At 44.4% G+C, this 18,658-nt stretch carries 26 protein-coding genes and 2 pseudogenes; 25 read left to right on the top strand and 3 right to left on the bottom strand.

Annotation, left to right across the window (positions count from 1 at the left end; translation table 11 throughout):
• The first annotated feature begins 42 nt into the window (after positions 1-42).
• From MBEAL2_RS21035 to MBEAL2_RS20995, 9 genes are all read left to right on the top strand, one after another.
• Entirely contained in the window at positions 43-843 is an 801-nt protein-coding gene (locus MBEAL2_RS21035) for a creatininase family protein (protein WP_047154215.1), read from the top strand.
• A gap of 195 nt (positions 844-1,038) precedes the next feature.
• Positions 1,039-1,743 carry an iron-containing redox enzyme family protein gene (locus MBEAL2_RS21030; protein ID WP_047154214.1) on the top strand — a complete coding sequence of 235 codons (705 nt, stop codon included), beginning with the start codon at positions 1,039-1,041 and terminating at the stop codon, positions 1,741-1,743.
• Between the two features lie 79 nt (positions 1,744-1,822).
• A complete protein-coding gene (locus tag MBEAL2_RS21025; RefSeq protein ID WP_047154213.1) occupies positions 1,823-3,280 on the top strand; it encodes an aldehyde dehydrogenase family protein in 1,458 nt (485 codons plus the stop codon).
• Between the two features lie 34 nt (positions 3,281-3,314).
• Positions 3,315-3,788: a GlcG/HbpS family heme-binding protein gene (locus MBEAL2_RS21020; RefSeq protein WP_047154212.1), complete on the top strand. Its 474-nt coding sequence runs from the start codon at positions 3,315-3,317 to the stop codon at positions 3,786-3,788.
• A gap of 207 nt (positions 3,789-3,995) precedes the next feature.
• Positions 3,996-4,613 carry a chromate transporter gene (locus tag MBEAL2_RS21015; RefSeq protein WP_047154211.1) on the top strand — a complete coding sequence of 206 codons (618 nt, stop codon included), beginning with the start codon at positions 3,996-3,998 and terminating at the stop codon, positions 4,611-4,613.
• A gap of 3 nt (positions 4,614-4,616) precedes the next feature.
• Complete coding sequence (locus MBEAL2_RS21010) at positions 4,617-5,150, top strand: chromate transporter (RefSeq protein WP_047154210.1); 534 nt, start codon at positions 4,617-4,619, stop codon at positions 5,148-5,150.
• A gap of 63 nt (positions 5,151-5,213) precedes the next feature.
• Complete coding sequence (locus tag MBEAL2_RS21005; RefSeq protein ID WP_047154209.1) at positions 5,214-5,888, top strand: GntR family transcriptional regulator; 675 nt, start codon at positions 5,214-5,216, stop codon at positions 5,886-5,888.
• Positions 5,889-5,915: 27 nt separating this feature from the next.
• Positions 5,916-6,197: a DUF1450 domain-containing protein gene (locus tag MBEAL2_RS21000; protein WP_047154208.1), complete on the top strand. Its 282-nt coding sequence runs from the start codon at positions 5,916-5,918 to the stop codon at positions 6,195-6,197.
• A 2-nt stretch (positions 6,198-6,199) separates the two neighbouring features.
• Complete coding sequence (locus MBEAL2_RS20995) at positions 6,200-6,715, top strand: RidA family protein (RefSeq protein ID WP_047154207.1); 516 nt, start codon at positions 6,200-6,202, stop codon at positions 6,713-6,715.
• 102 nt (positions 6,716-6,817) lie between these two features.
• On the opposite strand, the gene MBEAL2_RS20990 is transcribed toward MBEAL2_RS20995, so the two are convergent.
• Positions 6,818-7,624, bottom strand: coding sequence for an aspartate dehydrogenase (locus MBEAL2_RS20990; RefSeq protein WP_047154206.1), 807 nt, complete (start codon positions 7,622-7,624; stop codon positions 6,818-6,820).
• Positions 7,625-7,786: 162 nt separating this feature from the next.
• On the opposite strand from MBEAL2_RS20990, the gene MBEAL2_RS20985 reads away from it, so the two are divergent.
• From MBEAL2_RS20985 to MBEAL2_RS20955, 10 genes are all read left to right on the top strand, one after another.
• A complete protein-coding gene (locus tag MBEAL2_RS20985) occupies positions 7,787-8,104 on the top strand; it encodes a 2Fe-2S iron-sulfur cluster-binding protein (protein ID WP_047154205.1) in 318 nt (105 codons plus the stop codon).
• Positions 8,105-8,193: 89 nt separating this feature from the next.
• Positions 8,194-8,700 (top strand): signal peptidase I, encoded by a 507-nt coding sequence (lepB, locus tag MBEAL2_RS20980; RefSeq protein ID WP_047154204.1) that lies wholly within the window; start codon positions 8,194-8,196, stop codon positions 8,698-8,700.
• A gap of 67 nt (positions 8,701-8,767) precedes the next feature.
• Positions 8,768-9,004, top strand: a complete 237-nt coding sequence (locus tag MBEAL2_RS20975; RefSeq protein WP_047154203.1) for a hypothetical protein — start codon at positions 8,768-8,770, stop codon at positions 9,002-9,004.
• Positions 9,005-9,535: 531 nt separating this feature from the next.
• Positions 9,536-10,111, top strand: coding sequence for a DedA family protein (locus MBEAL2_RS20970; RefSeq protein ID WP_047154202.1), 576 nt, complete (start codon positions 9,536-9,538; stop codon positions 10,109-10,111).
• Between the two features lie 19 nt (positions 10,112-10,130).
• Complete coding sequence (locus tag MBEAL2_RS31970) at positions 10,131-10,280, top strand: hypothetical protein (protein ID WP_161798263.1); 150 nt, start codon at positions 10,131-10,133, stop codon at positions 10,278-10,280.
• Positions 10,277-10,546, top strand: a complete 270-nt coding sequence (locus MBEAL2_RS20965) for a phosphatase PAP2 family protein (RefSeq protein WP_052947880.1) — start codon at positions 10,277-10,279, stop codon at positions 10,544-10,546. Before MBEAL2_RS31970 ends, MBEAL2_RS20965 begins: the two co-directional genes overlap by 4 nt.
• Positions 10,547-10,625: 79 nt before the next feature.
• Positions 10,626-10,958 (top strand): MFS transporter, encoded by a 333-nt coding sequence (locus MBEAL2_RS33115; protein WP_236692969.1) that lies wholly within the window; start codon positions 10,626-10,628, stop codon positions 10,956-10,958.
• Positions 10,955-11,371, top strand: coding sequence for an MFS transporter (locus tag MBEAL2_RS33110; RefSeq protein WP_236692968.1), 417 nt, complete (start codon positions 10,955-10,957; stop codon positions 11,369-11,371). Before MBEAL2_RS33115 ends, MBEAL2_RS33110 begins: the two co-directional genes overlap by 4 nt.
• A 4-nt stretch (positions 11,372-11,375) precedes the next feature.
• Entirely contained in the window at positions 11,376-11,600 is a 225-nt protein-coding gene (locus MBEAL2_RS33105) for an MFS transporter (RefSeq protein ID WP_236692967.1), read from the top strand.
• Positions 11,601-12,057: 457 nt separating this feature from the next.
• On the top strand, positions 12,058-12,351 hold the full coding sequence (locus MBEAL2_RS20955) for an IDEAL domain-containing protein (protein WP_047154201.1): 294 nt from the start codon (positions 12,058-12,060) through the stop codon (positions 12,349-12,351).
• A 243-nt stretch (positions 12,352-12,594) separates the two neighbouring features.
• Here MBEAL2_RS20955 and MBEAL2_RS33100 read toward each other — a convergent pair.
• A pseudogene (locus MBEAL2_RS33100) lies at positions 12,595-12,723 on the bottom strand (hypothetical protein); the annotation flags it as partial.
• A 163-nt stretch (positions 12,724-12,886) separates the two neighbouring features.
• Here MBEAL2_RS33100 and MBEAL2_RS34400 point away from each other — a divergent pair.
• Complete coding sequence (locus tag MBEAL2_RS34400; RefSeq protein WP_047154200.1) at positions 12,887-13,789, top strand: IS66 family transposase; 903 nt, start codon at positions 12,887-12,889, stop codon at positions 13,787-13,789.
• A gap of 77 nt (positions 13,790-13,866) precedes the next feature.
• Here the strand turns inward: MBEAL2_RS34400 and MBEAL2_RS20940 are convergent, their stop codons facing one another.
• Positions 13,867-14,061 (bottom strand): IclR family transcriptional regulator domain-containing protein, encoded by a 195-nt coding sequence (locus MBEAL2_RS20940; RefSeq protein ID WP_047154199.1) that lies wholly within the window; start codon positions 14,059-14,061, stop codon positions 13,867-13,869.
• Between MBEAL2_RS20940 and MBEAL2_RS20935 the strand changes: the two genes are divergently transcribed.
• The 5 genes and pseudogenes from MBEAL2_RS20935 to MBEAL2_RS20915 all read left to right on the top strand — a co-directional run bounded on the left by MBEAL2_RS20935 (position 14,062) and on the right by MBEAL2_RS20915 (position 18,624).
• Positions 14,062-14,598, top strand: a complete 537-nt coding sequence (locus MBEAL2_RS20935) for an IclR family transcriptional regulator (RefSeq protein ID WP_439644896.1) — start codon at positions 14,062-14,064, stop codon at positions 14,596-14,598. It abuts the gene before it with no gap.
• Positions 14,599-14,640: 42 nt separating this feature from the next.
• Positions 14,641-15,135: pseudogene (locus MBEAL2_RS20930) on the top strand (IS3 family transposase); the annotation flags it as partial.
• 363 nt (positions 15,136-15,498) lie between these two features.
• Positions 15,499-16,491 carry an ABC transporter substrate-binding protein gene (locus MBEAL2_RS20925; protein ID WP_047154196.1) on the top strand — a complete coding sequence of 331 codons (993 nt, stop codon included), beginning with the start codon at positions 15,499-15,501 and terminating at the stop codon, positions 16,489-16,491.
• Between the two features lie 497 nt (positions 16,492-16,988).
• Complete coding sequence (locus MBEAL2_RS20920; RefSeq protein WP_161798262.1) at positions 16,989-17,369, top strand: RidA family protein; 381 nt, start codon at positions 16,989-16,991, stop codon at positions 17,367-17,369.
• A 160-nt stretch (positions 17,370-17,529) separates the two neighbouring features.
• Positions 17,530-18,624 (top strand): zinc-dependent alcohol dehydrogenase, encoded by a 1,095-nt coding sequence (locus tag MBEAL2_RS20915; protein ID WP_047154195.1) that lies wholly within the window; start codon positions 17,530-17,532, stop codon positions 18,622-18,624.
• The last annotated feature ends 34 nt before the right edge of the window (positions 18,625-18,658 follow it).

Raw genomic sequence — 18,658 nt, 5'->3', positions numbered from 1 at the left:
TTAAAAATAGGATGAAATCAACCAATATTTGGAGGTGTAAACATGCAAGCTTATCACTTACAGCAAATGACCTGGCCAGAAGTAAAGAAGGCGCTATGTACTGTAAAACTAGCGATTATTCCAATTGGTGCACACGAGCAGCACGGTCCCCATATGACGGAAAGCTGCGATGCGGTGCTGGCGGAAAGAATGGCGGTAAAGCTGGCGGAACGCCTGCATCCGCTCGCCCTTGTTACCCCGACAATCTCCATGGGGGTTTCACCACACCATTTAAATTTTCCGGGAACGATTTCACTGCAGCCTGAAACGCTCATTCATGTGCTCCGCGATATGCTCGTCTCGCTTAAGCACCATGGGATTACAACTTTCTTATGGTTAAATTCCCACGGAGGCAACCAGTCTACTCTCTCCATCGCCTGCCAGAAGCTAACCCTGGAGCTTGGTGTAACGATTTACTATGCAAAAACAACAGCCTCGGCGTCTGATGTGTTTAAGGAGCACATTACATCAAAGCCATACGGGCACAGCTGTGAACGTGAACTATCGGAAGCTTACTATTTGGCTCCTGAACTTATAAGGGAAGAAGAGGTGCAGCGAGGGCAGCTCACAGAAAACCCGCGCTGGCGCCACCTTCGTCCCGGCCAGCCCCTGCAGGGTTTTTACCGGTATGAGGAGATGACGGCAAATGGCTGTATAGGCGATGGAACACAGGCAAGCTATGAGCTTGGGGAAAAAATAGTAGAAACGGCGCTTACCCGGTTAGCGGAAGAAATACAGTACCTGCTTTCGCTCGAAGAAAGTGATCAAAGCGAGAAACAATACAGTAAAAAGCGAAATTATTAAATTTTTCTGTTAAATGTGTTGACATGGTGCTTATATATGATAGTATAGGGAATAAGAAAAAGCTTCACCCACTTTTGGTATACAATATACTTTATAGATAAGAGCTTTCCTTTTACCGGTAAGTATAGCCGATATAACGGACAAGTTCTTATTAAAAAACATTTTTGGTATACAATATACGAGGAGGAATGAAAAATGGCAGAATTAATGGACAAAGAGGTATTCCGCGAAAAGCTAGAGGCAGCAGTACGAGGCAACAGCAGTGAAGCAGCTCCTTTTACAACAGCATGGGCTGAAGGAAGACTCTCCCGTGAGCAGTTTGCAAAGTGGGTTGAGCAGCACTACCACTACGTTGGACCGTTTGCAGATTATCTGGCCTATATGTATGCAAACTGCCCGCATGAGGATGCAAAGGATTTCCTCCTCCAGAATATGTGGGAAGAAGAACTGGGCGGAGATCGCCATACTGACCTGCTCATCCGCTTCGGGGAAGTTTGCGGCACAACAAGAGAACAGGTAGAGAGCACAGAAAACCTGCTTGCGACGACAGTCGGCTTGCAAAGCTGGTGCTACACGATGGCAATGCGGGAAAACTTTATCGTTGCTACAGCAGCTTTGATTATCGGGTTAGAATCACAGGTGCCTGGCATCTACCGCAAACAAACGCCGGTTCTTCGTGAAAAGTACGGATTTAACGACCATGAGATTGAATTCTTCGACCTTCACATCGTTTCAGATGAAATCCACGGTGAACGCGGTTATCAAATCGTATTAAAATACGCCAACACACCGGAATTGCAGGAAAAATGCCTAAAGGCAGTTGAAACGGCTACAAATATGCGCCGCATGTACGTTGATGGAATCTATCGTTCTTTCGTAGAGGAAAAACAGTTAGCGTAATGGCACGCACATAAAAAAATACTTAACTTTCGACAGCTCTCCATATGCGAGGGCTGTCCCTGTATAGGAGGGGCATTGTATGGCGATAACGACGGGAACAAAAACATACAAAAATCTAATCAACGGTGAATGGACAGTTCCTTTCAGCGAACAATATTTTGAAAGCTCTAATCCGGCCAACAAAGAAGAAAGCCTCGGGCAATTCCCTGCTTCTAATATCGAAGATGCAGAAAGAGCGATTGTTTCCGCACGGCAGGCACAGAAGAGCTGGGCGGCGTACTCACCTTCAAAAAAAGCGGCAATTTTGTATAAGGCAGCTGACTTGCTGGAGGATAGGGCAGAAGAGTACGGCAGGGAATTGACAAGGGAAGAGGGAAAGATTCTTTCCCAGGCCATTATGGAAGTGAAACGTTCAGCACAGACGCTTCGCTACTATGCTTCCGAGGGGTTAAATGTTACCGGGGCTACCATCCCCTCCGATGATGGCAGTTTCGTCTATACGAAGATGGAGCCGCTTGGCGTCGTGTCGGTCATCACACCGTGGAATTTCCCAATATCCATCCCGGCCCGTAAAATTGCTCCCGCTCTCGTCACCGGCAATACCGTCATATTCAAACCAGCTTCAGAAACTCCATTAAGTGCTCTGCGGCTTGTAGAGTGCCTGCATGAAGCGGGTCTTCCGGCGGGGGTTCTCAATTTTATCACCGGATCGGCATCCAAAATCGGAAATATCCTCGTATCCCATCCTGAAATTAATGCTGTAACGTTTACCGGTTCCACTTATGCGGGAGAGCAAATCCATAAGGCCGCCTCCTTTAAGACAAGGCTCCAGCTTGAACTGGGTGGCAAGAATCCTCTTATCGTTATGGACGATGCGAACATCGACGAAGCGGTTTCGACGACGATTGCCGGCGGTTTTAGCCTTACAGGGCAGGCATGCACAGGAACGAGCCGCGTGCTTGTCATGGAATCCGTATACGACAGCTATGTACAAAAGCTTGTGGAAGCAACAGAAAAGCTGACCGTTGGGGACGGAATGGAGGAAGGGGTTAAGCTGGGTCCGCTTGCCAACGCGAAACAGCTGGAGACCGTTCTTGAATACGTTGAGATTGGAAAAGCAGAGGGAGCGACACTGTTAACAGGCGGACAGCAGCTTACGGACGGTAAGCTTGGCAATGGATATTACGTATCCCCGGCGATTTTCGTTGATGTCACACCAGGGATGAGAATGGTCCGTGAAGAAATATTCGGCCCTGTCATAGCGGTAATGAAGGTTTCTTCATTAAATGAAGGAATCCAGCTGGCAAACGATACGGAATACGGATTGGCTGCAGCGATCTGCACATCCAATGAACAGGCCATCTCGCGTTTTATCCAGGAAATTGAAGCGGGTATGGTAAAAGTAAACAAGCCCACGACCGGTGTGGCATACAACGTGCCATTTGGCGGCGTGAAAAATTCAAGCACAGCGACCTATCGTGAAAGCGGCAGAGACGCGCTTGCCTTCTATGTTCAATCTAAAACGGTATATCGCTAGAAATAAGAAAATAAGATTAGAGGAGGAATAGACGATGAAACAAATTTTACGACTTGAACTGGAAGAAGCCAAAGTCATGATCGAAGCGGCCAGAAAGAAAGCGGAAGAAATCGGCGTTCTGGAAACGATTTGTATTGTTGACGAAGGCGGATATACGATTGCGCTGGAGCGTATGAACGGTTCCCGTATTACCGGGGTCGAAATTGCGATGGCCAAAGCATTCACGGCATCGGGCCATAAACGCTCGACTCACCTGTTCAATAAGGAAGGCGGACCGGCCGCGGTTGGTGGCGAAGCGTTCGGCATCCAGCAGATGATTCCCGGCAAATTCGCCATTTTTGTGGGAGGATTCCCGATTGTTATTAATGGAGAGGTCGTAGGCGGTGTAGGCGTCAGCGGCGGAAACGGGGAACAGGATACTGCTGTAGGCGTTGCCGCTCTTGAGGCTCTCCAGAATTATGTTGGACACGAATACGACGTTGTAGTGGAAGCGGATATCAAAAAATAGCAGACGCGGCTCAGGTCCTCCGTGAATAGGGGAAGTTTACAATGGCGCAACGGACTGGCTCTTGACAAAAGACCCGGAAAAAGCAAACAATTTAATAGAAGGATTACAGGTCGCATTTCGGATTTCTCTTCTGTTTTGTTTAACGGGTATCTTTTTTCTGCTTATCGCCATGCGCAGTAAATTAATCAAGAAGTGGGGGAGAGCATCATGAGCTATAAGGAGTTATTTATCGGCTTTTTTCGTGCCGGGATCCTCGGTTATGGTGGCGGGCCTTCGATGCTTCCTCTCATCCATGCTGAAGCGGTCAAGAAATACAACTGGGTGGATGACGAGGAATTTTCCGATATTGTAGCTCTTGGAAATGCGCTGCCAGGGCCCATTGCGACGAAAATAGCCGCCTATATCGGGTACAAAGTCAAGGGTGCGCCGGGTGCGCTTGTGACGATTTTTGCCGTTTCCATCCCGGTTCTTATTCTCATGATTGGACTGCTCGGCTTCCTGTTTCAATTCAGGCATTCACCGATTGTCAAAGGAATGACAGCAGGAATCCAGCCGGTTATTGGGGTGATGATGGGAGTAATGGCGTATGAATTTTTCACGAAGGCGTGGCAGCAGGGCGAGAAGGGAAAAAAAGGCGGTATTATTGTTTTAACCGCAGCCTCCGCTATCTTGCTGACTGTATTTGCTCTTTCCCCCGCGATCATTATCGGGGTTGTGCTTGCCGGGGCGTTCCTCTGGTCCACAAAGAAGCAAAAGAACAAGCGTGTTACCGAAATAAAGGCAGTTCACCCGAACAAGGAATCCAAGATTGAACGGAGCGTGTAAACGATGGTGCTGTGGCAGCTGTTCTGGGCCTTCTTTGTGGCAAATATTTTAGGATACGGGGGCGGCCCCCCCAGCATTCCTCTCATCCAAAATGAAGTAGTTAACCATTATGGATGGATGACGAACCAGGAATTCGGAGAAGCGTTTGCTTTTGGAAACGCACTCCCGAGCCCGATTGCAACAAAGCTTGGCGGGTATATCGGCTATCAGGTAGCGGGAGTGCCGGGCGCGCTTGCAGCTTTGCTGGGAACGATTGCTCCTTCCGCTGTTGCGATGGTTGTACTTCTCCGATTTTTAACCCTGTTTAAAACAGCGCCGCAGGTAAAGGCAATGACGCAGGCAATACGTCCCATTGTCGCTGTTTTAATGGGCATCCTCGCGTATCAATTCTTCAGCAGTGCTATTATGGGGAACGCAGGCATATTGCATACAATCTTACTTGCCGGATTAAGCTATCTGTTTATGGAGCGAATCAAAGTCCACCCTGCGATTATTATCGGTTCTTCCTTGCTCTATGGCGCTGTATTCCTCTCTTAGCTTGTTAATTCAGCCTGCTTCCATTAAGCTAAGAATACAAGAAAAAGCGAGGAGGTATATTGTATGCAAACGGAAACGTGGATAAAGGAAGAACTCAGCCCTATCAGGGATAAAGTGTATCGATATATTAAAGATTTAATTCTTAATGGAGAGCTCCAGGCGGGTGAGCGGATTGTAGAGAGGGAGCTGGCGGATAAGCTAAATATTAGCCGGACCCCGATTCGGGAAGCGTTATTTCGCTTAGAGTCCCAGGGATTTGTGAAAACGCTGCCGCGCAAAGGGGTCGTTGTATCGCGGATGTCTACCGAGGAGATTATCGAAATCTTTACGATATTATCTTCCTTAAAAAGCCTTGCCGTAAAGCTAGCTGCTTCTAAAATTAGCGAAAGCGAGAAACACCAGCTGGCCATCCATATTGACACGATTGAAAGCCTGCTGACACAGGAGACCATTGATACGAAGAATGTAGCCGAGCTTCTTCACCTTGAAATCAACGAGACGATTTATAAGGCGGCCAAGAGCCCGCGCCTCTACAAAATGCTGCACAGTCTGCTGGATTATATTCAGGCGTTCGCAACAGTAGGACAAGAAATTCCCGGCCGGGTACGCAAGTCCATGGAGGAACACCGCGACATCGCAATGGCCGTTCGAAATGGAGAGAGTGATTTGGCGGAACAATTGGCCAAGATTCACATTGCCAATTCAAAAACAGCTTATCTCGAAGCACTGCAAACGTAACTTTTTCTACACTGGGGAGGCTATAAGATGAGTAATAAAATCAAAGTAGAATTCTGCCAAACGAATCTTACCCGACACGCACAGTCGCGCGAAGCCTTTGAATATGTGAAGGAAAAAGATTTGGAACATGCTGTAGACCTGGTAGAAATGAAGTGCGGCGGCATTTGTGTCGCCTGTAAGATGAGTCCTTACGCGCTGATCGACAAGAAGTATATTACAACGATGGATGCAGCGGAGTTTATGCAGCGTTTTAAGAAGGAATTAGACAAACAGACAGCCGAGGTTAAAGTAACAGGGCAGGCGATGTGAGTATGCGGGTAGAACACAATCTTGCTCTCCTTGGTGCAGAACTGCGGGACTCTCCCCACGTTACCAAAACGTACGTGACCTCTCTTCTGGATAAATATCATATTTATGTAAGCGGGATTCACGTGCAGTGCCCCAGCCACTTATTTTATGAAGGGAATATCATCGGAAAGCAGATGTCTGTGGACGAACTTCAAGCATGTGCATGGGACAGTCTCGTCAACCAGTTAAGCGTGCTAAAAAAAATGGTGGAAGACCTTGATTACGTGGATCGGATTATGAAAGTTGTTTACTATATTAACGGCGTTGGAAGTAAGGAGCAATGGAAGGAGGCAACACGGGACACCTCCTCTCTGCTTAAGGAAGCATTCGGGAAATCCGGCGAACATGAGAGCTGTGTGATCGCGCCGGTGCCTTTGCCGCCGGCCCAGCCTGTTCAGGTGGATATTCTTGTGTCCGTGCCGGCTGCTATGATAGAGGTGCCCTTCTTCAAACAGGAGTATATGGAAGGAAGCGCGTAAAAGATGGAGTCGAACCAATGGCATACAATAAACAAGAGAGGACGGTGGTGAAAAAAACCGTCCTCTCTATTTGTTATACCTGAAGTATAGCGTTCGTCTTTCTCAGATTCCAATGACGAAGGGCTCTACCTGCTGGAGAAGCACTTTTATGACACTCATGGCGACAATGTAGCCTGTTTTCGGATTGTCCTGCGAAGGTGTATTCTGAATCGTGATCTCTGTTTTTCCGGCGAATCCTTCCGCGATAATTTGGTGTGTGTTCCGTGAGATGGCCGGATCGACGTACACTTTCACCTGCGTGTTGGCGAAGCCGATGCCTGCAAGGCTAAGGGCCGCAGATACGTTTACGCTTTCAGGGAACAGCAGAGCCGATTCAGTAGCCGGCCCGCTAAAAAGCAAGGTCGGTTCCTTAACGGAAGCAAGGTCCACCTTATCCTCTGCAATCGTACCATACCAGGCGGCGGGAGGCTTGCGGGTGATAAGCTCAACGGATTGCAGTTCCTCTAAGCGGCTGGCGGCAATCCGATCGAGTCCGCCGATAGCTCCGGAAGGAACGATAATTTGTCTGCCGTTATGTAAAGCCGCATCTTTTAATTCCTCGAGCAGATTACTTTCCGCCAATGCCCCGATGCTCACCACGATAAAAGACGAAGATTGCAGTGCTCTTTTGCCGTATTTGCCCACCGCCTGGTGGCCGGCCGCTTCGATAACAAAATCCATATCGCGATCAAAAAACAAATCTTCATCTGCAGTAATGAAGCAGTTTCCCGGCAGATGATAATCCCTGCTTTCGTCCCGTACGAGAATGGCTTCAATTTTAATCTGAGAGGCGTAACGTTCAAGAGCGTACGCTGCCACGGAGCGGCCGATCGTTCCGAGTCCGATAATTCCTATTTTTATAGAGTGCATAAGTTTCCTCCTGTTTATTGTATACCATAAGTATACTTCATCAGGATTAGTGATGCTAGAATAAAGTGCAAACTATCAAAAAATAAAATAAATTTAGTATATTGTATACCATTCAATAATAGAATATGGTATAGTGAAAGAAATCGTTAGGAGGGATAAGGCATGCAGAATATATCCTTTAAAACAAGCGGGAAAGAACTTCAGGTGAATAAAGAATCTAACTTATTACGTATGTCTATTCGCTATGAGGGAGAAATCCCCTATAAGTGCGGCGGAGGGATTTGTGGGACATGTGTCGTAAAAGTAGAGCGCGGTGCAGGTGTGTTAACGGATCCGAGCAGGAAGGAAATCCAGAAACTGGGCGAAGAACTATTAAGCCAGGGATATAGATTAGCCTGCCAAACCTTCGTTAACGGTGATATTGCGATTAACTGGGATGAAAATCCGCTCTTGAAGAAAAAGAAAGCGGTTGCGAAATAAATTGCAAACAAGAAATTCCCCCTTCACAGAAAGATTTAAAAAGGTGACAATAGAGAAATAGAACAATCTGTGGAGGGGAAATAGAAACGATGGGAAAAAGTTCGGATTTCTTTCATTGGAGTAAGTATTTTCTCATTTTCATCGGTGTTATCCTCGTTATACGCATCTTTCTTTTTGCTCCTTACGTAGTTGAAGGTATTTCCATGTATCCTACGTTAAAAGATAAGGAACGCATTCTCGTTAATAAAATGATTTACCATGTTTCCGATCCTTCGTACGGGGACATTATTGTTTTACACGCGAATGAGGAAGAAGATTATATTAAGCGAGTCATCGGCATGCCTGGGGATGTGCTCGAGCTGAAGAACGGTACTTTATACCGGAACAATAAGGTGGTGGAAGAACCTTATATTAGTGAAACAACGCTGACCGGCTTCAGCAAGCTCACGGTTCCGCCCGGCTCGTATTTCGTCATGGGAGATAACCGGAATAAAAGCATGGACAGCCGTGAAATCGGGTTTATCTTGCGGAAAAATGTGGTCGGTAAAGCTGAATTCATTTTCTATCCCCTGGAAAACGCAGAAATGCTTCGCTAGTCAACTACCCACCACTTAGAGCCAAACGGCTCTTGAAGTGGGGGCTTGTGTGAACGCATAGGCTGGGTTGATTAGACCACAAACCCGGACGGTTCCCTTTGCGATCCGGCAGGTGCGCCGGAATCATCGGAGTTTGGAGAAATTCTACGATGCCAAGTACATCGATATTCGCACCGGAGCCAAAGCCAGCGGACAGGATCTTTTCTGTGGCCGGCGCACACGAAACCGGGAGATTTCAGGGGAAAATCTGCGGCAGTACCGAGGTGAGAAGCTCTCCAAGGGCAGAACAAAGGAGCGTATGTGAAACTGGAGGGCCTTGCCAAACCGGTGAAGGTCGAACAGGTGACAAGGGTGAAGTACGGCAAAGGGTTTCACATAACCGCACCGATTCATCCCCTCCCTACCCCTATTGGGGCTTGAGGAAGGGGTCTTCTCGGCAGTAATGATAAAAATGACGTACAGACCGGTAATGGTTTGTACGTCATTTTTTGGTAGATTAAGTATAATTAAATCCGAACACAAGAGCTTTCGCCGCAAATCCTTGAACTTTTTCAAATACAAAAAAATGGCTCCAAAGCCAATGTTTATTGCTGTCTTCAAAAATGAATGAACTCTAATTGGATTAAGTATCTGGTTGATGATTCGCAGGCTTCTAGCTGATAAGGAATAACAACGGAATAAAAAGGGGAAAATTCACTAGTGAAAATATTTGCTTCGAAAATGGGTCTTTGGAATATATTACATATTTTGGAATCCCTCTTGGTATGGCATTGCTTAATTGCTAGGAGTTAAATTAGGACAACCTTTCATTTGTCGTATTAAGGGAGGGATAAGGATGACACAGCACCTTTTAAGCTTCTTTAATGGATTGGGAATGGCAGGTTTATTAGTGGTAATGGTCATTGAAGGGTTATCCATCCCGTTTCCGAGTATTCTTGTTGTTCCAACTTACGGATATTTTTCACACCCCACTTTGCCTGAAATAATGTTAATGTCTTTCTGGATGAGTATTACCTGCACGGTTTTTAGTTTTATTCCTTATATGGTTAGCAATAAACTGGAAGTGAAAATCAAAAAACGATTTTCCAAGAAGTTACAAAAAGGGCAACGCTGGTTTCATAAGTACGGGGAATGGAGCATTCTATTTTCCCGCCTGTTAGGAGCAGGTTATATTTCTTATGTTGCTGGCATGAGCAAAATAAGCCGGTGGAAATACGGACTTCTTACTTTTATTGGAGTATATCCATGGGCGTTCATCCTGTTATTCCTTGGCCGGTTATATAAAGGTAATGCAGAAGAAATCAGTCGATTAATGGGACAATACCGATGGTGCATTTTGATTGGTTTATTCATCCTTGCTGTAGGGTACGGCCTTTTTTATACTCGACGCAAATCTGAATGTTTGAAATAGTGATAAGGAGGTGTGTGAATTGATTTTAATGAATAAACTAAAGCCCTTTTTTCATTCTCCACTTAAAAAGTTTGGGGCCCACTTATTGTGGGGAATTATAGCTGCTGCCCTCTTCCTGGGTTTATTTGCAAAGCTGGTGGATATAGTTTCCCCAGCGGGCATGCAATGATATCCGCTTCGTTTTATGGAATGCTGGGATACCTGTTATGGCTGAATCTTCGGGAACGATCGAAACCTTCCTGGTACATTATTGTAGTAACCCTTCTTCTTATATTGGCAATTGGAATGAGCCGCATTTATCTTGGTGTTCATTTTCCAAGCGATGTTGTCGCCGGATTTGCGGCGGGAGGTGCATGGGTGGCAGCTTGTATTATTGCTCTACATGCCATTCGATATTACAAGGGGAACAAAAACACCAGCCTAAGTGGGGAGTGAGAAAGGCAAATGAATAACATCAAAATCCTGGCATTGGTTAGTTTTTTCACTGATTTAGGCACCTACATGGTATACCCGCTTGTCCCCCCTGTTTCTTGCTTCTGTTGGTGCCACTCCCTTTATTATTGGTGTTATTGAGGGGATTGCGGAAAGTCTGGCAAGCCTGTTGAAATTTGTAACAGGCTACATTTCTGACCGAACGAAACAGAGAAAAAAGTTAGCCATTTATGGATATGGATTATCAGCTGTAGGAAGAATCTTATTGATTTTTGCTCATTCCTGGCTGGGCGCATTTTTATGGCGCGTTGCCGATCGGTTTGGGAAAGGAATCCGAACGGCTCCCCGTGAGGCGCTCATTATGGAATCCGGGGAAAAGGAAAGCATGGACGTTCATTTGGAATCCAGCAGATGATGGATATGCTGGGTTCTGCTCTTGGGGTCATCATTGCCTACCTCATGATCTGCGGAAGTGGATACAGCTATTCAGCTGTTTTTATCTACTCTATTGTTCCTGTACTCCTCGGAGTTGGTTTGATTTTCTTGATTAGAGAGCCAAAAGAGGGAGTTAACCTCAAGAAGAAAACGATAGAACTCAGCTGGGAGCGATTAGATGGAAGCTTAAAGCAACTTCTAGTTATTTTTTACCTTGTTGGTTCTATCCTTTCGTATCCGGCAGGGAAGTTTTCAGATAAGTGGGGAAGAAAAAATGTACTGGTGGCGGGATATCTTCTATATGGGGGAGTGTATTTTGGTTTTGCTGTGATACCTTCCCCCTGGTGGATTTGGCTTCTGTTTGGACTGTATGGTGTGTACAGGGATAACTAAAGGGGTGGAAAAGGCGCTTGTCGCCGATGTTGCTCCACAGGATTTAAAGGGTACCATGATGGGAATGTACTCGATGGTCACAGGAGTAGGGCTACTGCCAGCTTCTCTGATTACCGGGTTTGTCTGGGAACGATTCGGAGCTGCGGCGTCTTTCTATATGAACGGTGCACTAGCCATTGCAGCAGCCCTTCTTCTCTCTTTCTTTTTGAGGAAACAGGTGGAGCAATAAAACGTTATTTATAGGTTATCAAAATTTAATTAACAATTGTCTTGTTTTCTTCAAAATACAATTTCTGTTTTTTGTCGGATTGCACACTTTTATTACCAAACTCGACATCATTAGAGAGTATAGCTGTAACAATTGTCGCACGATTCGTACTTAACAGCAGTCTTCTTTAGTCGTTATACTAAAAATAGGGATTTACTTTTTATGAAAAAGGAATTTTACAGGTCATTAAATTTTGTGAATATTTTAAAACAAAATAGCAACTATGAGTACGAGTTACCTTCAAAAAGCAGGCTTCTTTATCACAGCAACACTCACTTGTCTATAAATAGAATCCCTGGTTTCTACGTATTCACTCGGTTTTATAGCTAGCTGTATCATTCACCTCCTTCCAGTGACGAACACGGAATAAATAAAATGGATTCCTTTATAAGTGAATCTCCTAGAGGAGTGGTTGATTATGAAAATAGCGGATTGGGTGCATATCGATTATAAAACGAATAGAGCGACTGGATTTATCACCGAGATCACAGAGGAAAAGGTAGGCATCTTTGTCACAATTCCAAAACATTACGGTGAAGTTAAAGTGGATAAAAATCAACCAATGTTAGCCATATCCTTACTCGGGCCGGACGATCTTCCTTCCCTTATTGATTTAGCCTTAGAAAGTAAAGATCCGGAATGGTTTCAAGCGTTATCTTACGAATTGAATTTGTGGAGACCAGGTAGTGGGCTTATAAAACGAAGCAAATAGTAGAAGAAATTCGAGCTATAAAGTCATTCAAAAAACGTATAAAACCCCATCGATAGAATCTTTATCTTTGATCAGATATGGTAGCCCCGTTATTATTGGCGCTTAAAGCAGATCATACGGCGGTCCAAAAGCAGTTCCGGCCAACAGGACAATGTCAAATTCATTCGGTGGCGTTCCCCATGCATTACCTGAAATTGTAAACGTGGACCGATCCACCAGAATTCCACCTTTTGTATTGTAGATTATATTATTAAGGACTTGACCCGTTGAGTTTGGATTAAGGTACGTCCCCGTACGTAACGAATAGAACGTATTCCCTTGTATCAAGACATTAGTTGCTCCTACTGCCCGATTCACCACCCAGTTTGACATAGGCAGCGGCTGCGGTGGCCCAAATATCGTATTATTGATGATGCTGTTATTATTACCCCCTACCTGTATAAATTCCCTTGCGTATGATCGCTGCTGTACCGGATGTCGCGAGCCGGTTAATCACCACTTGCGCTTGTTATCGACGTTGGTCCGCTGATTTCTCTTGTTAGCGAAAGATCTGTCACACGAAGAGTTAATTCAGATTGTCAAGAGACAAGCAGAGACGATCGCGGCACGGACAGCCCGTGTGGCGGAATTGGAAAAACAACGCAACAAAAACAGCTCCAATCGTCACCGCTCTCCTTCCTCAGACGGCGGTGTAAAAAAAGTGCACCGGACAAAAAGTGAACGACCCTCCACAACGAGAAAAACAGGCGGACAGCCAGGACACAAGGGAAGCCATCTTCCTTTTTCCTTACATCCGGACATGGAGGAAATCCATTCTCTTTCGGATTGTTCTTCTTGTGGATGTTCACCCGTCATCCATGTCGATGAAACCGGGATGGATATCCTGCCGAAGAGACAGTGGGTTCATGTCTACAACACAGCAGAAGAAACCTATTATTCAATTCATCCAAAGCGTGGACGTGAAGCCATAGAGGCCATCGGCCTCCTTCTCATCGAAATGAAAAAGCAGAAAGAAAGATATCAAAATATGGGCCTTCCTCCACCTCGGGAAGAAATGGAGCGACTGTCTGCAGCGTATGACGAGCTCGTTTCGGAGGGATGCGAGAAAAACCCTATGTTTTATGCAGAGGGAACGCTCAAAAAGAAAGGAAGTAAGAAGCAGTCTCCTGCCCGCAATATGTTGGACCGCCTCCTGTTGCATCGGGATAAGCTTCTTCTTTTTCTGCACAGACTTGAGGTTCCGTTCGATAACAATCAGGCCGAACGGGATTTGCGCATGATGCGAGTCAAAGAGAACATCTCAGGTGTATTCCGAAGTAGTGAAGGTGCACAAGCTTTCTGTCAGACACGCTCATTTATCTCGACCGTTCGAAAGAAAGGGCTCCGTGTTCTCTCGTCCCTTCAACAGGCGGTAGAAGGGACGTTTGTTTTCTCATAAAAAATGAAGAGGGGATTGACAGGTTTACTATATTAGGAGGTGTTTTGGTTCTCGCGGGTATTAGTATGATTGTTTTATTATAACCTGAACAACAACTTGTACAAAAAGAAGTAGAAGTTGTTGTTCGCAGCCTGAATCACCTTTGATTTATAGGAAGGAAAATACTTCTCGTTCATTCGCTGAATTGGACCAGCAAGGCTGACTGCAGCAATGACTTCACCACTGCTTTTGAGATTGGCTGTGTCGTTTATCATGATATTGAACTGTGCCAAGTGGCTTTTCCTCTACTGAACAAACTGATAAATACTGTTCGCGGTGTCATCCAACTTGTTATGTATGACCATGAGAGCGTCATTTATTTGCTTAAACTGCCCGAAGACCGAGAAACACAAATTTTTAATCGAATGGGCAAGCGTGTTCCTGCCTATGCCACGGCTTCTGGTAAAGTCTTATTAGCCTTTCAGGATCAAAAAGAAAGGGAACGCGTATGTTCGGGGAAACTTCAATCGCTTACTTCCAATACCATCACCAACCAGAAAGAACTTGAAGACGAATTAAATCTAATCCAAGAAAAGGGCTATGCCCTATCCAAAGAAGAATTTAGATTCGGTATGTACTCAATAGCCGTACCTATTTTTGATGAAATGACCAAACAAATTATTGCTGCAATTAGTATCACAGGACCCAGAAACTTGTTCTCCCATTCACAAATGCAGGCCAATGTAAAAGAGATGAAATATTATAGTCGCTTAATTTCTGAACAGCTTAGCCCACGTGAAGGAGGAAGATCCTCCGTAAATTCGCTTTAACCTAAGCCGATGGTTAGTTTCAATACATAAATACGTTCTTAATCCTTACAGAAAACAGAATCCCCTCGTGAACGGGAAAACAAAGAACTGACAAAGAAAATCCGACAGATTCACCTGGACAGCAAGGAACGGTACGGAGCTCCCAAAATTCATCTGTCGTTAGTCAATGGTGGTTTTCAAGCTAGCCTAAAACGTGTGCAGCGTTTAATGAAGAAGGCAGACATCCGTTCCATTACGAAGAAGAAATACGGGTCCTATCCTTCAAAAGAAAATGAATTTATGAACTTTGTTCATTCTCTTGGTATGGTACAGTCCTTTAGCCAAAAGGGCTGCCCGTATGATAATGCTTGTATCGAGTCCTTTCATGCCATTTTAAAGAAAGAAGAAGTGAACCATACCCAATACGTAGATTACACATCTGCCAAACGAGCGATGTTTCAATTCATTGAAAGCTGGTACAACCGAAAAAGAATCCATAGCAGTTTAGGGTACCAGGCACCACAAATGATAGAGAATCAAATCAAACAATCAGCTTAAAACTTAACTTTTTTGTGCCCAAGATATTGACCCAAGTCCAGTACGAAGCTAGGTGGTTTTTTGCTTTTGTTTTTTGAAATGGAGTTGAGAGAATGATAAAACATGGATAATTATGGTTAGAGGAATGGCGGGCAGTTCATTAATTGAGACTACTAGGAAAAGAAGGGCGCACCATTGAGGATAACCTTGTTTCATTTAGTCGTCACGTAGAGTATCTTCAAGAAAAAGACAAGTCATCAGGAATAATAAAATTAATGGGCAATACGTTCTATATACAAGAACACAGGAATTTTCTCAATGCCTAACTGTTTTAATATAGATATAACGATTTCAAAGATTACATAATGGAAGAGGAGGAATACAATGTCAAAGCTTAATCTTACTTTTGCTTGCTGGGATTATGATAGGATTCAACCATTAACAAATGGGACAGTACAACCCAAAGGAATTAACTTGAATTGGTTGAATATGCCGGTGGAAGAGACGTTTTTTCGGATGATGCGTCATCAGGAATTTGATGTCTCCGAATTATCCTTATCGTCTTACCTGATTGCCAAGGACCGGGGGTTTCCCAACTTCACGGCTATTCCCGTCTTCGTTTCAAGGTTTTTCCGCCACTCCGGAATTTACATCCATGCCCATTCTGGGATTGAAAAACCAGAAGATTTACGTGGAAAACGAGTAGGGATTCCGGAATATCAGTTAACGGCCTGCCTATGGATCCGCGGCATCCTGCAAAGCGAATACGGGGTGGCGGCTTCCGATATGAACTGGTATATGGGAGGGGAAGAAACTCCGGGAAGAGTGGAAAAAGTAGCTTTGAATCTTCCACCGGAGATTAAAATCCAATCGATTGGAGCGGAACAAACGTTAAACGAAATGTTAGAATCCGGTGAAATTGATGCGATGATTGCCCCGCGGGCCCCCTCATCCTTCTTGGATGGTTCACCCAATGTAAAGCGGCTGTTTCCTGATTATGTTTCAGTAGAAAAGGAGTACTACAAAAAAACAGGCATCTTCCCGATTATGCATGTGGTCGCCATTAAAGATGAAATCTTGGAACGCCATCCTTGGGTAGCATACAATCTTTACCAGGCTTTTGTAGAAGCTAAAAAGGTAACTTATCAGGGCCTATATCAGACGGCAGCCGCAAAAGCAACCTTGCCCTGGCTGATTGCAGAAGTGGAGAGAACGAGAGAACTGATGGGTGATGACTTTTGGCCTTATGGTTTGGAGAAAAACCGTAAAACACTGGAGGCTGCGATTCAGTATTCGTATGAGCAGGGCATGATTAATAAACAATTAGAAGTAGAGAATCTTTTTGCTGGATCCACCTTAGAAGAATATACAGTGTAATAAGAATAAAAAATTTCCATATAATCCATGTTGGAACTTTTCTGATTTTCTGGTTTAAAAGATTTGGAAGAAAAGCGGTTGGTTTTGACTCTTTATTACTTCTTAATCATCCAAACCCCTTAATTGATCCATTTTTATTGATAGTGGAGGAGTTCTTCTCTTAGGGCCCTGCTTTACTCGTATACATTGGCCTGAGAAGGAACAACAAATCATACAGAGTAAGAAGAATAGTGGGACAGAGAATGTAACCCTATCTTCAAAAAAGACTAAGAATAGAACAATAAACCATTTAAATTTACAATTACCTACTACTTGTTGATGGTTGATTCTCCATATATATGTACTATCTAAGCTGACATTAACGAAATTGATGAGGATCTTTACCAATCACAACACTTATGGAATTGGCTGCAATTAAACTGGACTCGATTCCTCAAATGGGAATGGGACAAATGGATTTTCGTTCTGCTTTATAAAGAAGGAAAGGGGTGTTTGTGGTGCCGAACATTCAACGGATCAATATATCAAAACAAGAGAAGCTTTATAGTGATGGAGTTATTTTTGGAAATGTACTTTGGATTTCCGGCATGCTTCCAATTGACTCCAAGGGGGATATCGTGGGAAAAGGCGACGCTGCCTTACAAGGAGAACAAGTTTTTCAAAATATTCATGCTGTATTAGAACAGGCCCACTTAGATTTTAAAGATGTGGTTAAGTTATTTATTTACCTTAAAAATATTGATGATCGCGCAAGAATCGCGCTTGTTCGTAAAAACTGTTTTGGAGATAACTTGCCAGCCAGTACTCTAGTTGAAGTCAGTTCTTTAGCTCATCCCGACGCTCTTTTGGAAATTGAGGCTGTGGCTTACAGAGGGTAAATTAGACATGCATAAATGGAATCCATAGAAATTTATGGTGCCTGTTCTGAATAAAAGAACAGATTTCTTCCTACCAATGCTAATAAAATATATTCTTGGATTAACTTACATATTGGCCCTGGTATCTTGAAATAAACTGCACATGAGGGGAGTGAATGATATGTCCGGAAAAGTATTAGCTGCAGTAGCTGTGGATATAAAAACAACCCAGTTGTGGTCCTTTGATAGACCGGAAATTCCACCGGACGGCGGATTGCTCCGAGTGGAAATCGTTGGTGTTTGTGGAAGTGATGTTTCCTATTATAAACAGATTAAAGAACCTAAAATATTGGGGCATCATGTTGTAGGATATATTGAAGAAATTGGGGGAATTGCTGCTCAGCGTTGGGGAGTAAAAGTAGGAGATAGGATCGCAATGGAAGAATATATTCCTTGCGGCCAGTGTGAAGCTTGCCGAACGGGATTATATCGTTCCTGTGCTGTGACGGATCCGAGAGCGAATGGGATTCGTTATGGAGCAACCTCAGTCCATCTTACGCCATCATTATGGGGTGGATTTAGTCAGTACATGTATTTACACCCGAATGCTGTCGTACATAAAATGCCCGAACATGTCCCTGCGGTAGAAGCAGCTTTAACGTTACCGTTGGCCAACGGGTTTGAATGGATGAGCATCAAAGGAGGCGTGGGGCCGGGGAAAGTGGTTGTGATTCAGGGTCCCGGCCAGCAAGGACTAGCATGTGCTTTAGCGGCTAAGGCTACTGGTGCAGAATGTGTTATTGTCACTGGTCGAAGTACAAGCGCTAGGCGTTTGGAATTGGCCCAGCAGCTTGGTGCCGATTATACAGTTAATATTCAGACAGAAGACCTGAATACCCGTGTTCATGAGATTACCGGTGGAAAGATGGCCGATGTCGTCATTGATCTGACTTCCGGTGGAAGTGAACCTATAGTTTCCTCTGTTCAAGTGGCAAAAAAAGGCGGGATCGTTATTTTAGGTGCGTACAAATACCAAAAGATAAGTGAATTCGATAGTGATGTCATTATTGCTAAAACGTTGACGGTCATGGGAGTACGCGGTCATAGTTATACCTCCGTAAAAATGGCAATAGACTTTATTGCGTCTGGTAAATTTCCTCTTCATATGATGAACTCCCATAATTATAGTTTAGATAATGTGGGACTCGCATTAGATACGGCAGGGGGAGAGGGCGAACCATCACCACTCTTAGTAACTGTTTCTCCATGGCAATAATATAAGCTTACGATACAAAAGGCAGCCCTAATAA

The sequence above is a fragment of the Aneurinibacillus tyrosinisolvens genome (assembly GCF_001015055.1).
In the GTDB taxonomy this organism is placed as follows: domain Bacteria; phylum Bacillota; class Bacilli; order Aneurinibacillales; family Aneurinibacillaceae; genus Aneurinibacillus_A; species Aneurinibacillus_A tyrosinisolvens.
The sequence above is the reverse complement of the archived record's forward strand: the minus strand, read 5'-3'. Positions and strand labels throughout refer to the sequence as shown.